This window comes from Bacillus cereus group sp. MG20 (assembly GCF_040459885.1).
GTDB lineage: Bacteria > Bacillota > Bacilli > Bacillales > Bacillaceae_G > Bacillus_A > Bacillus_A cereus.
Map to the genome: position 1 here is coordinate 4,776,755 of NZ_JARVHF010000001.1, position 13,727 is coordinate 4,790,481.

The window sequence follows — 13,727 nt, forward strand, 5'->3', positions numbered from 1 at the left end:
CTATTACATAATATAATTATGTAAACTTAAATATCATATTTGTGATAGCACGTTTGAAATGGACATGCATATACTATAATGTTTCATTGGATGTTAGCGGTGAAAGGTAGTTTTAATAAGTGCATCCAGTGATGTTTTTAAGCTATGAAAATAAAAGAGGTGCTATTATATATGAAAAGAAAAACATTGGATATTCCAGTTACATTGCGAAGAGAGTGGTTTTTAATAGAGTTAGCTTATTTAACGAAAAAATATGGAATTGAAATTGCAACTAGCAAAATGGATGCTGCACCGTTTTTAAGAGATCAAGTTACGGAGTCAAAGATAGGGGAAGGGCTACAATACGATAAATATGATGATGAGTATATAATTGAAAATTAAAGGGTAACAACAAAATTAAATTAAATTAAATTATAACGAAATATAAAATAAAGCAGATTCTAAATATAGAATCTGCTTTATTATGAAATACTTGTAGTCAACTAGCCTCTTTCTAGTGTTTTTCCTACATATTTCTCTTGCGTTATTCCAAAAGAGTCACGAAGAATGCGAGCATAATCTTTAGATTCTATTGGTAGTTTATTTTTGGTGCCTTTAAAGGTTTCTGTATAATTTTTATTTGTTAATGATATGTGACCATAAGTAGTTAATTTACAAGTGATAGCTCCTTTATTAAAAGGAGATTCTTTATGCTCTACAATCACTTTTTGAATATTATTCACTTTTTTCTCATCTATTGGATCTACAGTGAAAGCATAGCCTATTTTCCATTCGTTTGAAGGTTCAGATTGTAAGAAACTTGTAGATTCTCCGTTAGCTCCTTTTCTCATTTCTAAAATATGCGTACCTTTTCGAGTATTTCGCTTACGAATTCGATATTCTCCTGTTTGAGAGGATATGACTTCTCCGTTAAAAGGTACTGGATGTAAAGGGAGATGAGATGCAAAACCTGCATCCACAACATAATCTTTATCCTCATGACTTAATATGATAATGACATGACCATCATCGGGTTTCCATTTATTATCGTACAGATCATAAACAGTACCGGCTACTTTGTATACTTGAAACCCACAATCAATTAAGAAATAATACAATAAGGAGTTTAATTCATAACAAAGTCCACCTCGTTTTTGAATAAGTAACTTTTCTATTAAGTTATCTTTTGAGATATTTTTAATAGTACCAGCCATAATATCAAGATTTTCATAGGGGAGAATCATTCCCATTTTTAAGAGAATTTCATCTAAATCATCAAATGTTATTTCTTTTGCAGGAATTTTTAAGCGTTTAAAAAACTCTTTTTGTAATTTGGTCATCATAAAGTATTCTCCTTTCTTTTTACAGAATTTTCTTCTGCTCACCGATAGGTTAGTACTTCTAAAAAGTTAATTCAAGTGCACGAAAATTATCATAATATATGTTTCTGGAAATATAACTGTCTATTCGGAAATTTCAGTTTAAATTTTAATCGTAGGAAAGTCTTATAATATAAGCTCCTTTAAAATTAGTTTGTATTTAATGAAAAGAAAGTACATATCTTTATTATATTTTTAAATAACTAACTAGTAATAAAATGTTTTTTTACTAAAATTTTTTCAAGATTTGTATGCTTTATATAAACAATAATGATTAAAAAAATATCTGGGTGTAGCGAAGTTAACAATTATTGAGAAACTTTTTTGTCGTATTCTATCAAAAGGAAGAGGTAGAAACAAAGAGAATAACGAGAGTTAAGGAAGAGGGTATACAACTAGTAACCTTCTAAAAATAGGGCTAACATCTTTTTAAAATAAAAGATTAGCTATTATTAAGGAAGGGAAAATATAAAATATTATAAAGAACACCTTCTTTCAAAAAAATAGGGGGAGTAATATGCGACTGATGAGAAGATGTGTGGCCTTACTAATTGTATTTTTTATCATGGCTCCAACGATTAGCACAAATGTACAGGCAGAAGTTGTAAAAGAGCTTGGAAAGGGGTTTCCTGATACAGAAGTATTCACACCTGGAGAATGGTTTTTAGGCCAAAAACCTGCTAATTATGATGAGAATAAACCGCCAATTCTCTTTGTACAAGGAAGAAATGGTAATGCTGATAGTTGGTATGGAAAGACAGTATATCATGATATAAATGATATGTATGATTATGCTTTAAAAGCAGGCTATCAAACAGTGTTTATACAATTGTATGATGCTGCTGGGAAAGGTTCGGCTAGTCAGTGGGATAACGGAAAATTGTTAGCACAAAAACTTGAAGAAATATATAATCATTTCGGTAAAAAAGTTAATATTGTAGCGCATAGTAAAGGTGGTATTGATACACAAGCCGCATTAGTTGAATATGGTGCGAATCGATTTGTTGGAAATGTTATTACACTTGCTACACCGCATCACGGCTCAAATTTAGCAGATTTATCATATAGTTGGTGGGCAGGGTGGCTTGCTTCTATATTAGGTCAAAAAGATGATGGTACGTATTCGTTACAAATAGGTGAAATGGCAAAGTTTCGTTCAACAATAGATAACAACCCAGCAGCTAAATTAAACCGTTACTATACGGCTACTGGGACTAGCTGGGGGCCAACATTTTCTGCATTATCTATGGGCGGGTTATATTTATCGTCGTACGGTTCAAATGATGGACTAGTAAATGAATGGAGTGCGAAGCTATCGTACGGTACACATTTATTTACAGATTCAAGATTTGATCATGACAATATAAGAAAAGGATCAGCTGTTTTTGCACGAATTGAACCATATTTACGTACGACAAATGTGGGGTTACCAGCTTTAGTAGCATCCAGCACTAGTTCAAATGAAAATCTAGAACAATTAAATACAACTTCAAATCAAAATATTTTAGGAGGCGAATTACCACAAAATCAGTGGATAGAGCAAAGTATTTCTGTTGATAAAAAGGCTGAAGGAATAGTTTCTGTACTAACTGCTTCTTCTGATGTAGAAGTACAAATGGTATCTCCAAAAGGAAAAATCTATGCAAACAAAGATAGTGCTATAACTACTGGTGAAGGCGAATCTTTCTTTAATGGGGCGACAATTAGAACATTCAAGTTTGATAAATTGGAAGTAGGCGAATGGAAAATCAAAATGATGGCGAAGCAGTCGAAAGATGCATATTTAGTTGTAAGCGATTACAAGAATGACGCGCCATTTGTTCTTCAAATGCCTACAAAGGTTAAAGTAAATAAACCTGAGTATAAACTGAAAAAATCACCAGTGGCACCTGAAATGAAAGGGGATCTTTCCATAACAGTAAGAGTCGTTAATAAAGAAGGTAAGTTAGTCTCTGAATTTAATGAATTACAAAATGTTAATACGAATACATTTACAGGTGCTTTGAAAGATATAAAACAACCGGGAGTATATAACGTTACGATGGATATAAAAGGGATGAATAAAGAAGGAAAACCATATAATCGTACGATTGTTAAGTCGGTTTATGTAGAGAAATAAGGAAGAATAAATAAGCATAATATAAAAGTGCAGAAATCTTGTGTTAGAAAGAATTCTGCACTTTTTTTGCGTGATGAGAGATAATAAAAGTCGAAGGAAACTGTTATTCAATAAAAAAAGATGCTGAAATAGCATCTGAATGTGAAGAAATAATATTAACTTAGTTTTGTAACTGTTAATTCAACTGAATTTATACCATTGTCACAAGTTACAATACTTTGACGATTAAAGCCACTATTATTTCTAAGTTGAAGAGTTGAATTAGCTGGCACTGTAACAATCGTTTCGCCAACGAGTTGAAGACATTCGTTATTTGATGAAGTATTCATTTGAATAGCGAAGTCACCTTGACTATTAGCAAGTGGATTGTTATTTAAAAATATAGTTATGACTGGGATATGTGGAAATACAGGATTTAAAGTAGTATTAATACTGGAAATGAACGTAACTCTATAATCACCAGCTTGTCTAAATTGTATAGTAGTAGAGTTTAGTAAGGAAACGCCTCCTGCTAAAGGTCCAACGTGATTAAATGGAAAAGGGTTGCCAAAAGGAACAGTTATAAATTCAGTTTGCCAAAAAGTTCCGTATGCAGGACAGCTTCGTTTATGTGAATGGTCACATGAACATTTTTTATTTGAACTGGAAGAAGATTTACATGAGCATTTTTTATACGAGTTTGAAGAATGATAGTATGAACCCAATATATTACCTCCTATTCTTAATAAATGTAAAACACATAATAGTTTATGAAAATGAATCACAATTGGCGTGTATGCTTGTACTATAAAAGGAGATAGATTTGGAATATAAAGTGCTCAAATGATGAAATATAGTATTGGGGTATTACCTGTAACACTTTTTGAAGATGATAAGGTTCATAATTTGATAGAAAAATGAATGGGATTTCTAAATGGATTAAAGTAACGAGGAAACGTTTATCCCGCTATTTTCCGAGCGGTAAGACCCCACCTCAAAATTCAGTGAAAGCAAAGAAGTTAGTTGGGGGATGAACAAAACCCCCACTGAGTAAAGTTTCACTTTACTATATTAATTTCGTCTGACAAACAGCAATATTATCTTTTGCTGTTTGGATGTTATCGTTTGGTGAAGTTATGATATTTAATCGTATGTATATTAGATTATTTAGTTTATTTTTTTATTTGTGTAGCTGGGCAGGAAGAAGTCAGAAAATATAGAATAAATGTACATATGAAGCATCGTTTATTTTTGGTGTGAATAGTAATTAAAGATACGCTAAAATATTTAAAATTGTAACGAAAGAGAGATTAAATAATAGAAGGAGCAACTTACATGGAAAATATATTAAAGGTATCTTCAAAATCAAGCCCAAATTCAGTCGCGGGTGCAATAGCGGGTGTACTAAGAACAAGTGGTAATGTGGAAATTCAAGCGATTGGGGCTGGAGCTATAAATCAAGCGATTAAAGCAATTGCGATTGCAAGAGGGTTCGTCGCTCCAAGTGGTATTGACTTAGCTTTTGTTCCAGCGTTTCAAGAGATTTCTATCAATAATGAAGAAAGAACAGCGATTAAATTAATTGTAGGCCCTAGAAAGAAAAGGTCTTAAAAGTAATTGTGAATGGTTCGTATCAATACAAAGTTCACAACAGTAAAAGCAAAGCATACTATGTAACTGCTAATCCTGCTTATGTGTATGCAAAATGAAAATTATAAAAGCAGAACTCTCATCAGGTTCTGCTTTTATTTGTTGTAATTAATTATCGCTATCTAGTGTAAATCCCTATATAGTTTTTTTCTCTTCAATTAACTTAACATTTTTTAAGTTTACAGACATTTCATATTCTGATTTGTTAACATTTTTCATACATTGTATTTTTTATCCTTTTTTTAATAAATCAACGGTGTGTTCTAACCATTCTAAAGGTGTTACTTTTAATCCCTCAAAATATATTCCATCTGCAGCTTCTTTTATATATCTATTTTTTTCTTCCTTACTGTAATCACTTTGAATAAATTTAGTTAAGAAAATAATAGCATCTTGTATATATTCTTTGTATTCCTCTTCTATTAGTTCTTGAATTACCTCTTCATAGAAAGAATCTTGATGAAAGTTTCCTGCTAGGAATTGATAAATTTCATCTTCTGGATTGTGTTTTAATAACATATTTATCCTCCTATTTATTAATTTGGATAGCCAGTTAAAATAAATTTTCCATTTGCATCTTTCTTTAAAATAATTTTAGCATTGGTCATTTCCTCAATTGTCGTAGAACCTCTTTGAATTCCTCTACCAATTATTTCATTACCACCTGAGAAAGCCAAATTATCGCCTTTGCTCAATATTTGTCCAGCTTTTGAGAATTTAGCACCTTGCGCTAGCTTGCAGCTTTACTGACTCCTTTATCCCCCCAATAAGACCTAATCCAATTTGTGTTAAAGCATACGATCCCCATCTTGCGCGGGTTTCTGCATCTCCATTTATCACATCTTTCTTAAAAGAATCTGATAACGCATCCCACATAGCAGGTAAAGCTTTATCTAAATGGGTAACAGTGTAGCCCATACCTTTCCAAGTTTCCCAGTCACCTAATGCCTTTGATATAGGAAAGAACAGATGGAAAAATAAAACAGGCCTAATTCATTTAGTTTTATATTTTGTGGGGGCATCCACAACCCCACCCGTAATTTACCCACAAAATAAAAAAAGTGATGAATCACTATGAAATATCATTTTTATAAAAGTTTGATAAATCAACGTTTTTAGCGCACTTTAAAACTTGATGAATTAAGAGGATATATTTAGAACACAAGTTCAACAAATGGAAGGGGAATGTTTATTTATCAAGGGGATCTAATACAGTTTAATTAAAAGGTTATTATTTGCTCACATTTTGCTCACAAATAATATAAAAACATGTGAAAAAATATGAAATACCCTTTTGAAGTAGAATATAATATAACAAATAAAAAGCGTCGCAAATGCTTGTATAACAGGCATTTGCGACGCTTTTATAGTTTTTCTGAACATAAAATAAACAACCTTAAAACTGTTCATTCTTCTCCCAAGATTCTACGATATAATGAGCAATCGTCGGATTGAAGCCTTTACCAACTAAAAACATAATCGCAGCAACTTCTGTTAATGCGTGTTCGTGTGATGTATGTTTTGCTTCATTTAAACCGTAATCTACCCATGGTTTTACGAAATCTAGTACAGGTTTCTTGAAAGGTAAAAACTGTGTACCGACAACTTGTTGAATTTGTTGTTGTGTTGGTTCAGTAATTGGTCCAGGTGGTAAGATTTGTGGTTGTGTAATGTCTAATGTTGGTCCTGGCGGTAAAATTTGTGGCTGCGTTGGATCTATTGTTGGTGGTTTAGGTGGTGAGACACGTGCGTCGTAGTTTGGTTGATACATTTGTTGTTGGTATTGCGGTTGTTGTGGTTGAGTTGTGTATGGGTTTTGTGGTGCTGCATATGGATTTTGTTGATATGGTTGTTCTTGGTTTTGTGGTACCGCATATGGATTTTGAGGATATTCATAATTTGGACGTGTTTCATATGGATTTTGTTGAAATTCAGTTTCTTGATTTTGCGTTGTTGCATATGGGTTTTCGTCATATTGTTGTTTTTGCTGTTGTAACTCTTGTTCTTCGTATTGTTCTGTGTATCTTTGTTCTTGTTGTTGAGGGTAAAATGGTTGCCTTGGATAAGGCGGTTGATTATTATAGAACATATTTATTCCTCCTTCATGATGATGCTTACCACTCAGTGTATGGGCGGACAAGAAAATATGTGATGAAAAAATGTGGGCGTGTTACAATAAGTAACTGGGTGAAGATAAAATGACAAAACAAGAAAAGATTCAAAAAACAATTACTTTTGTAAAACATATTTTAGAAAAAGATGCGAGTGGGCATGATTGGTATCATATTGAACGCGTACATAAACTGGCGATTTCTTTATCCGAGCAAGAAGGGGGAAATCGTTTTATAATTGAAATGGCAGCATTACTTCACGATGTGGCAGATGAGAAGTTAAATGAAAGTGAAGAAGAAGGAATGAAAAAAGTTTCTGATTGGTTAGAAGAGTTACATGTGGAAGAAGAGGAAAGTAAACATGTTCTTCATATCATCGCCAATATGTCTTATAAAGGTGGTCATGGCGGTAAAGTGGATTCACTTGAAGGGAAGCTTGTTCAAGATGCGGATCGCTTAGACGCCCTTGGAGCAATTGGAATAGCTCGCACGTTTGCGTATGGTGGAGCGAAAGGGAGATTAATGTATGATCCAACTATTCCTCCGCGTGAAGTGATGACGAAAGATGAATATAGAAAAAATAACGATCCATCTTTAAATCATTTTTATGAAAAACTTTTGAAATTAAAAGACTTAATGAACACGAACGCAGCAAAACAAGAGGCGGAAGATCGTCATCGTTATATGGAACAGTTTATTGAACAATTTATGAAAGAGTGGAATGCACAAATATGAAAATGTTAACTGTGGAAAACTTATCAAAATCATATGGAGAAAAACCGTTATTTGATGGATTATCATTTAGTATTGCAGAAGGACACCGTGCCGGAATTATCGGTGTAAACGGAACTGGTAAATCGACGTTATTAAAAATTATTGCAGGGGCAGAAATTCCTGATACAGGTGATATGACTCATTCTCGTGGGTATACAATTAGTTATTTATCACAGCAACCAGAGTTTGATGAACAACTAACAGTGCTAGAGCAAGTCTTCCATGGTGATACTCCTTTAATTCGTCTTCTTCGTGAGTATGAAAAGGCGCTATTACATATCGAAAAAGATCCAAGTAATGAAAAAGTACAGGAACAATTATTTGCAGTGCAACAACGTATGGATGCAATGAGTGCATGGGAAGCAAATGCAAATGCGAAATCTCTTTTAACGAAATTAGGAATTACGGACTTCACTGCAACTGTTGGAAATTTATCTGGTGGACAGAAAAAACGTATTGCGATGGCACAATGTTTTATTGAAACACCGGATCTATTAATTTTAGATGAGCCTACGAACCATCTTGATCATGAGACAGTGGAATGGTTAGAGGAATATTTAGCTCGATATAATGGTGCAGTATTACTTGTAACCCATGATCGTTATTTCTTAGATCGTGTGACGAATCGTATTTTCGAATTAGATAATGGAAAACTGTATAGTTATGAAGGGAATTACAGTACGTTTTTAGAAGCGAAAGCACTTCGTGAAGAACAAGAAATTGCGCAAGAATCAAAACGTCAAAACTTATATCGCCGCGAACTAGCATGGATCCGCCGCGGTGCAAAAGCCCGTTCAACAAAGCAAAAGGCACGTATTCAACGATTTGATGAGCTAAAGGGCCAAGAAGGGCCAGCTGCAAAACAGTCAGTTGATATTGCACTTAGCGGTAGCCGTCTTGGGAAAAAAGTAGTTGAGTTAAAAGATGTGACGAAAAAATTTGGTGATAAAACGGTATTAAACAACTTTAATCATATCGTGAAACCAGGCGATCGCATCGGAATTATTGGAGCGAATGGAAGCGGGAAATCTTCGCTATTAAATATGCTTGCAGGTAAGTTATCTCCTGATAGTGGTGAAATTGAAGTTGGGCAAACTGTAAAAGTTGCTTATTATACGCAAGAAAATGAAGAGATGAATTTAAATCAGCGTATGATTGAATACATTAAAGAGATTGCAGAAGTTATTCATACAACAGATGGAAAAGTAATTGGTGCATCTCAAATGTTAGAACGTTTCTTATTCCCGACTCATTCACATGGTACACCGCTTGGTAAACTATCTGGTGGTGAAAGAAGACGTTTATATTTATTACGTATTTTAATGGGAGAACCAAACGTACTTTTACTTGATGAACCTACGAATGATCTAGATACACAAACATTAACAGTACTAGAAGATTATTTAGAAGATTTCCCAGGTGTCGTTTTAACTGTATCGCATGACCGTTACTTCTTAGATAAAGTAGTAGATGAACTGTTCATCTTTACTGGCGGAGGCGAAGTGCGTGAGTTCCTAGGTAGTTATACAGATTATTTAGAAATGGAAAAAACGAGAGAACTTATGGAGAAAGCGGAAGTTCAAAAAGAGAAAAAAGTAGTAGAAGAAGCTCCAAAACAACAACGTAAACGTAAACTTTCATACAATGAGCAGCGTGAATGGGAAACGATTGAAGATACAATTGCCGAACTTGAAGAAAAAATTGAGTCAATTGGAGAAGAACTTGCGAAAGTTGGATCTGACTTCACAAAGGCACAAGAATTATCTGAAGCACAGCAGAAAACAGAAGAAGAGCTAGAAAAAAAGATGGAAAGATGGAGTGAACTATCAGACATCGTTGAAGGATTAAAATAAAAACAAGCTGCATATATTGAAAAGTAAAGAGAAAAACTTTACACTATTGGTAGAACCTATTTTAGGAGGGAAAAAATGAGAACATCTAATCCAATGTTGAAAAAAGAGGCATTCCGTAAAGAGGGAGCAAGCGCTTCTGCGATGACGATTGGCGGAACAGTAGGCAAAACGTTCATTATGCTTATCTTGCTACTTGCAACGTCTGTCTATTCATACATACAGATGATGCAGGGGACGATGAAGATGCCAGTATTAATTGGTGCTTTAATCGTTGCAGCAATCATCGCATTTGCGTCTATGTTCTTCCCGCGTATTTCACCTTTTGGTGCACCAATCTATGCGGCGGTAGAAGGGGTTGTGTTAGGAAGTATTTCAGCAGTTTATACAATGAAATTTGGCGATTCTATCGTTTTAAATGCTGTATTACTAACAATCTCAATTCTATTTGCAATGTTAGTGTTATATGCAACACGCGTAGTAAAAGTAACGGATAAATTCCGTACAGGCGTTATGGCAGCAACACTTGGAATTATGGTTATGTATTTAGTCGTATTCCTACTAAATATGTTTGGTGTAACTGTTCCATACATTCACCAAGGTGGTACAATCGGTATTATTATTAGTGCAGTTGTTATTGTAGTTGCTGCATTAAACTTATTACTAGATTTCGATTTAATCGAAAATGGTGTACGTAGTCAAGCTCCGAAATATATGGAGTGGTACACTGCAATGGGACTAATGCTTACATTAGTTTGGTTATACTTAGAAATTCTTCGTTTCGTTTCTTACTTTACGAAAAATGACTAATAAAAAAACCTGCATGAAAAATGCAGGTTTTTTTTATTTTCAAAGATATATTGAAAGTGTGGTATAATATGGATATTGTCAACTTGAATTTAAGGAGATGGAATATGATGAAAGAGAAGAAGGGGATTATGAAAAAACTATTTTCTAAAAGTTTTTTCATAGAACTAGATGAAGCTTTAACGTATCCATCATCAGAAGTTATTACTTCAGCGATTGAAGGATATGCAACTGAATGCAATGAAAGACTAAAATTTGAGAGTAAAGTTAAACCGATTACTTTCTATTTAGAAAATGTAATGTACCGTGCTGAAATAAAGATGGCTCGCGGAGGATATTACATATCTTGTAGTGAAGTGTAATAAATTTTGAAACCATACATGTTTGAAATATGCATGGTTTCTTTCTTTGTTTTGTAAGATCTAAAATAATACTTTCTACTTACGGATATATCATTTTGTGCTTTTTACCATTCATACATTTCTCCTTACAATGGAGAAAAATATGTGAGGTGGTATAACTTATGATGAATCGAGTTGTATTAATCGGTAGATTGACAAAGGAGCCAGAATTATACTACACAAAACAAGGCGTTGCTTATGCAAGAATATGTATTGCGGTGAATAGAGGATTTCGAAATAGTTTAGGTGAACAACAAGTCGATTTTATTAATTGTGTTATATGGCGAAAATCGGCTGAGAATGTAACTGAATATTGTAAGAAGGGATCACTTGTTGGGATTACAGGGCGTATTCAGACGAGTAATTATGATGATGAACAAGGCAAGAGAATATATAGAACTGAAGTTGTGATTGAGAGTATTACCTTTTTGGAGAGAAGGCGGGAGGGGGCATCGTAATAAAAGGTGATTTTAAGTAATAGCTACGGAAAAAATTGTGGAAAGTATTTTAATAAACTTAAAGAAGGAGTACCGCCAGCTTTTTTGGGAAAACAAGTAAAGAGTATACAAAATTTTATAACGTTTTTCGGCTAATCCAGTAACAATCGAGAACCGTAAAACCCATCACAGTATAGGAATGTATAAAAAGATGCATCGAGTGATAGAAAATAAAAAAGGGATTCCTTCTGAGAGTAAGGAATCCTCCTTTTTATTGTTTCTTGCAAGTGAATTATTTAAATTCTTGTCTATATAATTTAAACGAATAAATAGCTCCAACGAAGAATACAAAGGCTTCAAATAATATAAAGATTTGACGGAAATTCTCAATATCTTTACCAACTAAAGAAATGAATATGCAATTCATTAGAATTTGAGTAGTAAACATACAAGAAATAATTTTAAAATAAATAGGAGTTGTTCTTTCATCTGGTTTACCAATTTTTTTGTAAATAATAATAAGTGCAATTACTGAACCCAAAAATAGAAGTGCTGTAAGTCCTACAACGATATTGAAATTTCCTGTACTTTCTAACATCCATTTATTTAATAAATCAATCATTATTATCTTCCTTTCCTACATAAGAGAATATTTCGTTCTTCTTTTTCACTATAATAAAAAAAGAAAAAGGAAAACATCGAACTTTCTTACAAATACTCGTGTATTCTTACAGTTTTGTCATTCTGCAAATGTATTCATCGCCTTGTCTTGCACTATTTTCTTTGGAAAACATAGTGAATTACGAGAAAGAGCGCTACAAGATCAACTTCCGAGAACGAAAAATATGTAAATAAGCTGTCTATATGGACAGCTTATTATATTTTTTTGCTTAGCGTGTTTTTTCAAAAATACTGGCGGTACCTCAAGAAATGGGTAAAAAAATCATCGGAAACGAAAGCTTTTAAAACCTCATTCCTAATTTGAAATGTAAAAAGAACGAAATAGCATGGTAATGGGAAGAAAGTAGTGAAATTAAGCATCCGAGTAGGAGTATAGAATGATAACATGTTACAATACAGCTAAGAACACGCAATAAAGGAGAGTTTTTTACGTGAAGATTAAAGCAATTGAACCGACGCCAAGTCCAAATACAATGAAAGTTATTTTGAATGAAGTATTACCATCAGGAGCGCGTAATAATTATACAAATGAAAATAAAGAACAAGCACCAATGCAAGTGCAAGAAATTTTGAAAATTGAAGGTATTAAAGGTGTGTATCATGTAGCTGACTTTTTAGCAGTCGAGCGAAATGCAAAGTATGACTGGAAAGTTTTATTACAACAAGTTCGTGCTGTTTTTGGCGAAGAAGTAGTGGAAGAAAGTGAAGAACAACAACTGGCTCATTTTGGAGAAGTGAAAGTGTTTGTTCAAATGTTCTTTACAATTCCAATGCAAGTAAAGTTAACAGATGGAACATCGGAAGAACGTGTTGGCTTACCAGATCGTTTCAAAGAATCAATTATGAAAGTACAAATGTCTGCACCAAACGTTGTAAAAGAGCGTAAATGGGTAGAACAAAGTACACGTTACGGTAATTTTGAAGAAATCGGGAAAGAAGTAGTAGAAGAGATTGTTGCTGCTTATTCAGAAGAACGTGTAAATGAAACGGTTAAAGAATTATTAAATCAAGCAGGTGCTGTTGAAGTAACGGTTCAAAAGCGTGAGCCATATAAAGTAACAGAAGAGATGATGAAAGATGCTGACTGGAAAAAACGTTTTGCTGCATTAGAACAAATGGATCCTACTGAAGAAGATATTCCAGTGTTGAAGATGGCGTTAGATGATGAAAAAGTTTCGATCCGCCGTTTAGCAACAGCGTATTTAGGTATGGTAAAAGGTGATGGAGTATTGCCATTATTATATAAAGCGTTATTAGATCGTTCAGTAAGTGTTCGCCGTACAGCAGGCGATTGCTTATCAGACGTAGGTGATCCAGCGGCGATGTTCGTTATGATTAAATCTCTGAAAGATTCAAGTAAATTAGTACGCTGGCGTGCAGCGATGTTCTTATTTGAGCTTGGAGATGAAAGTGCGATTCCAGCATTAAAAGCAGCGCAAGATGATCCAGAGTTTGAAGTAGCGATGCAAGCGCGTCTAGCATTAGAGCGTATTGAAGGTGGAGAAGAGGCAAAAGGTTCTGTATGGAAACAAATGACGGAGTCTCGTAAAGGGGAATAAT

15 protein-coding genes and 3 pseudogenes are annotated in these 13,727 nt (G+C 33.8%); 11 read left to right on the plus strand and 7 right to left on the minus strand.

Going from position 1 to position 13,727, the window contains the following annotated elements; translation table 11 throughout:
* Positions 1 to 171: 171 nt before the first annotated feature.
* On the plus strand, positions 172 to 381 hold the full coding sequence (locus QCI81_RS24610; protein ID WP_071730055.1) for a hypothetical protein: 210 nt from the start codon (positions 172 to 174) through the stop codon (positions 379 to 381).
* A 101-nt stretch (positions 382 to 482) separates the two neighbouring features.
* Here the strand turns inward: QCI81_RS24610 and QCI81_RS24615 are convergent, their stop codons facing one another.
* Positions 483 to 1,322: an arylamine N-acetyltransferase family protein gene (locus QCI81_RS24615; RefSeq protein WP_071730056.1), complete on the minus strand. Its 840-nt coding sequence runs from the start codon at positions 1,320 to 1,322 to the stop codon at positions 483 to 485.
* Between the two features lie 553 nt (positions 1,323 to 1,875).
* On the opposite strand from QCI81_RS24615, the gene QCI81_RS24620 reads away from it, so the two are divergent.
* Positions 1,876 to 3,477, plus strand: a complete 1,602-nt coding sequence (locus QCI81_RS24620) for an esterase/lipase family protein (RefSeq protein WP_016512941.1) — start codon at positions 1,876 to 1,878, stop codon at positions 3,475 to 3,477.
* A 155-nt stretch (positions 3,478 to 3,632) separates the two neighbouring features.
* Here QCI81_RS24620 and QCI81_RS24625 read toward each other — a convergent pair whose 3' ends face one another.
* A complete protein-coding gene (locus QCI81_RS24625; RefSeq protein ID WP_353810903.1) occupies positions 3,633 to 4,181 on the minus strand; it encodes a preprotein translocase in 549 nt (182 codons plus the stop codon).
* A gap of 610 nt (positions 4,182 to 4,791) precedes the next feature.
* Here QCI81_RS24625 and QCI81_RS24630 point away from each other — a divergent pair.
* Positions 4,792 to 5,067: a stage V sporulation protein S gene (locus QCI81_RS24630; protein ID WP_000427801.1), complete on the plus strand. Its 276-nt coding sequence runs from the start codon at positions 4,792 to 4,794 to the stop codon at positions 5,065 to 5,067.
* Positions 5,064 to 5,165, plus strand: a pseudogene (locus tag QCI81_RS24635) (N-acetylmuramoyl-L-alanine amidase); the annotation flags it as partial. The gene QCI81_RS24630 and the pseudogene QCI81_RS24635, both read left to right, overlap by 4 nt.
* Before the next feature lie 172 nt (positions 5,166 to 5,337).
* On the opposite strand, the gene QCI81_RS24640 reads toward QCI81_RS24635, so the two are convergent.
* The 4 genes and pseudogenes from QCI81_RS24640 to QCI81_RS24655 all read right to left on the minus strand — a co-directional run bounded on the left by QCI81_RS24640 (position 5,338) and on the right by QCI81_RS24655 (position 7,195).
* Positions 5,338 to 5,625, minus strand: coding sequence for a contact-dependent growth inhibition system immunity protein (locus QCI81_RS24640; protein WP_071730058.1), 288 nt, complete (start codon positions 5,623 to 5,625; stop codon positions 5,338 to 5,340).
* A 17-nt stretch (positions 5,626 to 5,642) separates the two neighbouring features.
* The gene (locus tag QCI81_RS27240; protein ID WP_422666853.1) at positions 5,643 to 5,714 is read right to left on the minus strand and encodes a hypothetical protein; all 72 of its coding nucleotides are present in this window, start codon (positions 5,712 to 5,714) and stop codon (positions 5,643 to 5,645) included.
* 48 nt (positions 5,715 to 5,762) lie between these two features.
* A pseudogene (locus QCI81_RS24650) lies at positions 5,763 to 6,057 on the minus strand (WXG100 family type VII secretion target); the annotation flags it as partial.
* Between the two features lie 445 nt (positions 6,058 to 6,502).
* Positions 6,503 to 7,195, minus strand: coding sequence for a hypothetical protein (locus QCI81_RS24655; protein WP_071730060.1), 693 nt, complete (start codon positions 7,193 to 7,195; stop codon positions 6,503 to 6,505).
* A gap of 109 nt (positions 7,196 to 7,304) precedes the next feature.
* Here QCI81_RS24655 and QCI81_RS24660 point away from each other — a divergent pair, with 109 nt between their 5' ends.
* The 5 genes from QCI81_RS24660 to QCI81_RS24680 all read left to right on the plus strand — a co-directional run bounded on the left by QCI81_RS24660 (position 7,305) and on the right by QCI81_RS24680 (position 11,507).
* Positions 7,305 to 7,952, plus strand: a complete 648-nt coding sequence (locus QCI81_RS24660; protein WP_071730061.1) for an HD domain-containing protein — start codon at positions 7,305 to 7,307, stop codon at positions 7,950 to 7,952.
* Positions 7,949 to 9,844 (plus strand): ABC-F family ATP-binding cassette domain-containing protein, encoded by a 1,896-nt coding sequence (locus tag QCI81_RS24665; protein WP_071730062.1) that lies wholly within the window; start codon positions 7,949 to 7,951, stop codon positions 9,842 to 9,844. The genes QCI81_RS24660 and QCI81_RS24665 overlap by 4 nt, the downstream gene beginning before the upstream one ends.
* A gap of 75 nt (positions 9,845 to 9,919) precedes the next feature.
* On the plus strand, positions 9,920 to 10,651 hold the full coding sequence (locus QCI81_RS24670) for a Bax inhibitor-1/YccA family protein (protein WP_001260655.1): 732 nt from the start codon (positions 9,920 to 9,922) through the stop codon (positions 10,649 to 10,651).
* Between the two features lie 104 nt (positions 10,652 to 10,755).
* Entirely contained in the window at positions 10,756 to 11,010 is a 255-nt protein-coding gene (locus QCI81_RS24675; protein ID WP_071730063.1) for a DUF4318 domain-containing protein, read from the plus strand.
* A gap of 161 nt (positions 11,011 to 11,171) precedes the next feature.
* The gene (locus QCI81_RS24680; protein WP_063547138.1) at positions 11,172 to 11,507 is read left to right on the plus strand and encodes a single-stranded DNA-binding protein; all 336 of its coding nucleotides are present in this window, start codon (positions 11,172 to 11,174) and stop codon (positions 11,505 to 11,507) included.
* A 271-nt stretch (positions 11,508 to 11,778) separates the two neighbouring features.
* Here the strand turns inward: QCI81_RS24680 and QCI81_RS24685 are convergent, their stop codons facing one another.
* Complete coding sequence (locus QCI81_RS24685) at positions 11,779 to 12,108, minus strand: hypothetical protein (RefSeq protein WP_000566285.1); 330 nt, start codon at positions 12,106 to 12,108, stop codon at positions 11,779 to 11,781.
* A gap of 139 nt (positions 12,109 to 12,247) precedes the next feature.
* On the opposite strand from QCI81_RS24685, the pseudogene QCI81_RS27245 reads away from it, so the two are divergent.
* Together QCI81_RS27245 and QCI81_RS24690 are read left to right on the plus strand one after the other, a co-directional pair.
* Positions 12,248 to 12,322, plus strand: a pseudogene (locus tag QCI81_RS27245) (transposase); the annotation flags it as partial.
* 276 nt (positions 12,323 to 12,598) lie between these two features.
* Positions 12,599 to 13,726: a conserved virulence factor C family protein gene (locus tag QCI81_RS24690; protein WP_071730064.1), complete on the plus strand. Its 1,128-nt coding sequence runs from the start codon at positions 12,599 to 12,601 to the stop codon at positions 13,724 to 13,726.
* The last annotated feature ends 1 nt before the right edge of the window (position 13,727 follow it).

Bases quoted from the DNA above. Each gene is read 5' to 3' on its own strand.
- QCI81_RS24610 (WP_071730055.1), top strand. From the start codon at position 172: ATGAAAAGAAAAACATTGGATATTCCAGTTACATTGCGAAGAGAGTGG.
- QCI81_RS24615 (WP_071730056.1), bottom strand. From the start codon at position 1,322: ATGATGACCAAATTACAAAAAGAGTTTTTTAAACGCTTAAAAATTCCT.
- QCI81_RS24620 (WP_016512941.1), top strand. From the start codon at position 1,876: ATGCGACTGATGAGAAGATGTGTGGCCTTACTAATTGTATTTTTTATC.
- QCI81_RS24630 (WP_000427801.1), top strand. From the start codon at position 4,792: ATGGAAAATATATTAAAGGTATCTTCAAAATCAAGCCCAAATTCAGTC.
- QCI81_RS24640 (WP_071730058.1), bottom strand. From the start codon at position 5,625: ATGTTATTAAAACACAATCCAGAAGATGAAATTTATCAATTCCTAGCA.
- QCI81_RS24655 (WP_071730060.1), bottom strand. From the start codon at position 7,195: ATGTTCTATAATAATCAACCGCCTTATCCAAGGCAACCATTTTACCCT.
- QCI81_RS24660 (WP_071730061.1), top strand. From the start codon at position 7,305: ATGACAAAACAAGAAAAGATTCAAAAAACAATTACTTTTGTAAAACAT.
- QCI81_RS24665 (WP_071730062.1), top strand. From the start codon at position 7,949: ATGAAAATGTTAACTGTGGAAAACTTATCAAAATCATATGGAGAAAAA.
- QCI81_RS24670 (WP_001260655.1), top strand. From the start codon at position 9,920: ATGAGAACATCTAATCCAATGTTGAAAAAAGAGGCATTCCGTAAAGAG.
- QCI81_RS24675 (WP_071730063.1), top strand. From the start codon at position 10,756: ATGATGAAAGAGAAGAAGGGGATTATGAAAAAACTATTTTCTAAAAGT.
- QCI81_RS24680 (WP_063547138.1), top strand. From the start codon at position 11,172: ATGATGAATCGAGTTGTATTAATCGGTAGATTGACAAAGGAGCCAGAA.
- QCI81_RS24685 (WP_000566285.1), bottom strand. From the start codon at position 12,108: ATGATTGATTTATTAAATAAATGGATGTTAGAAAGTACAGGAAATTTC.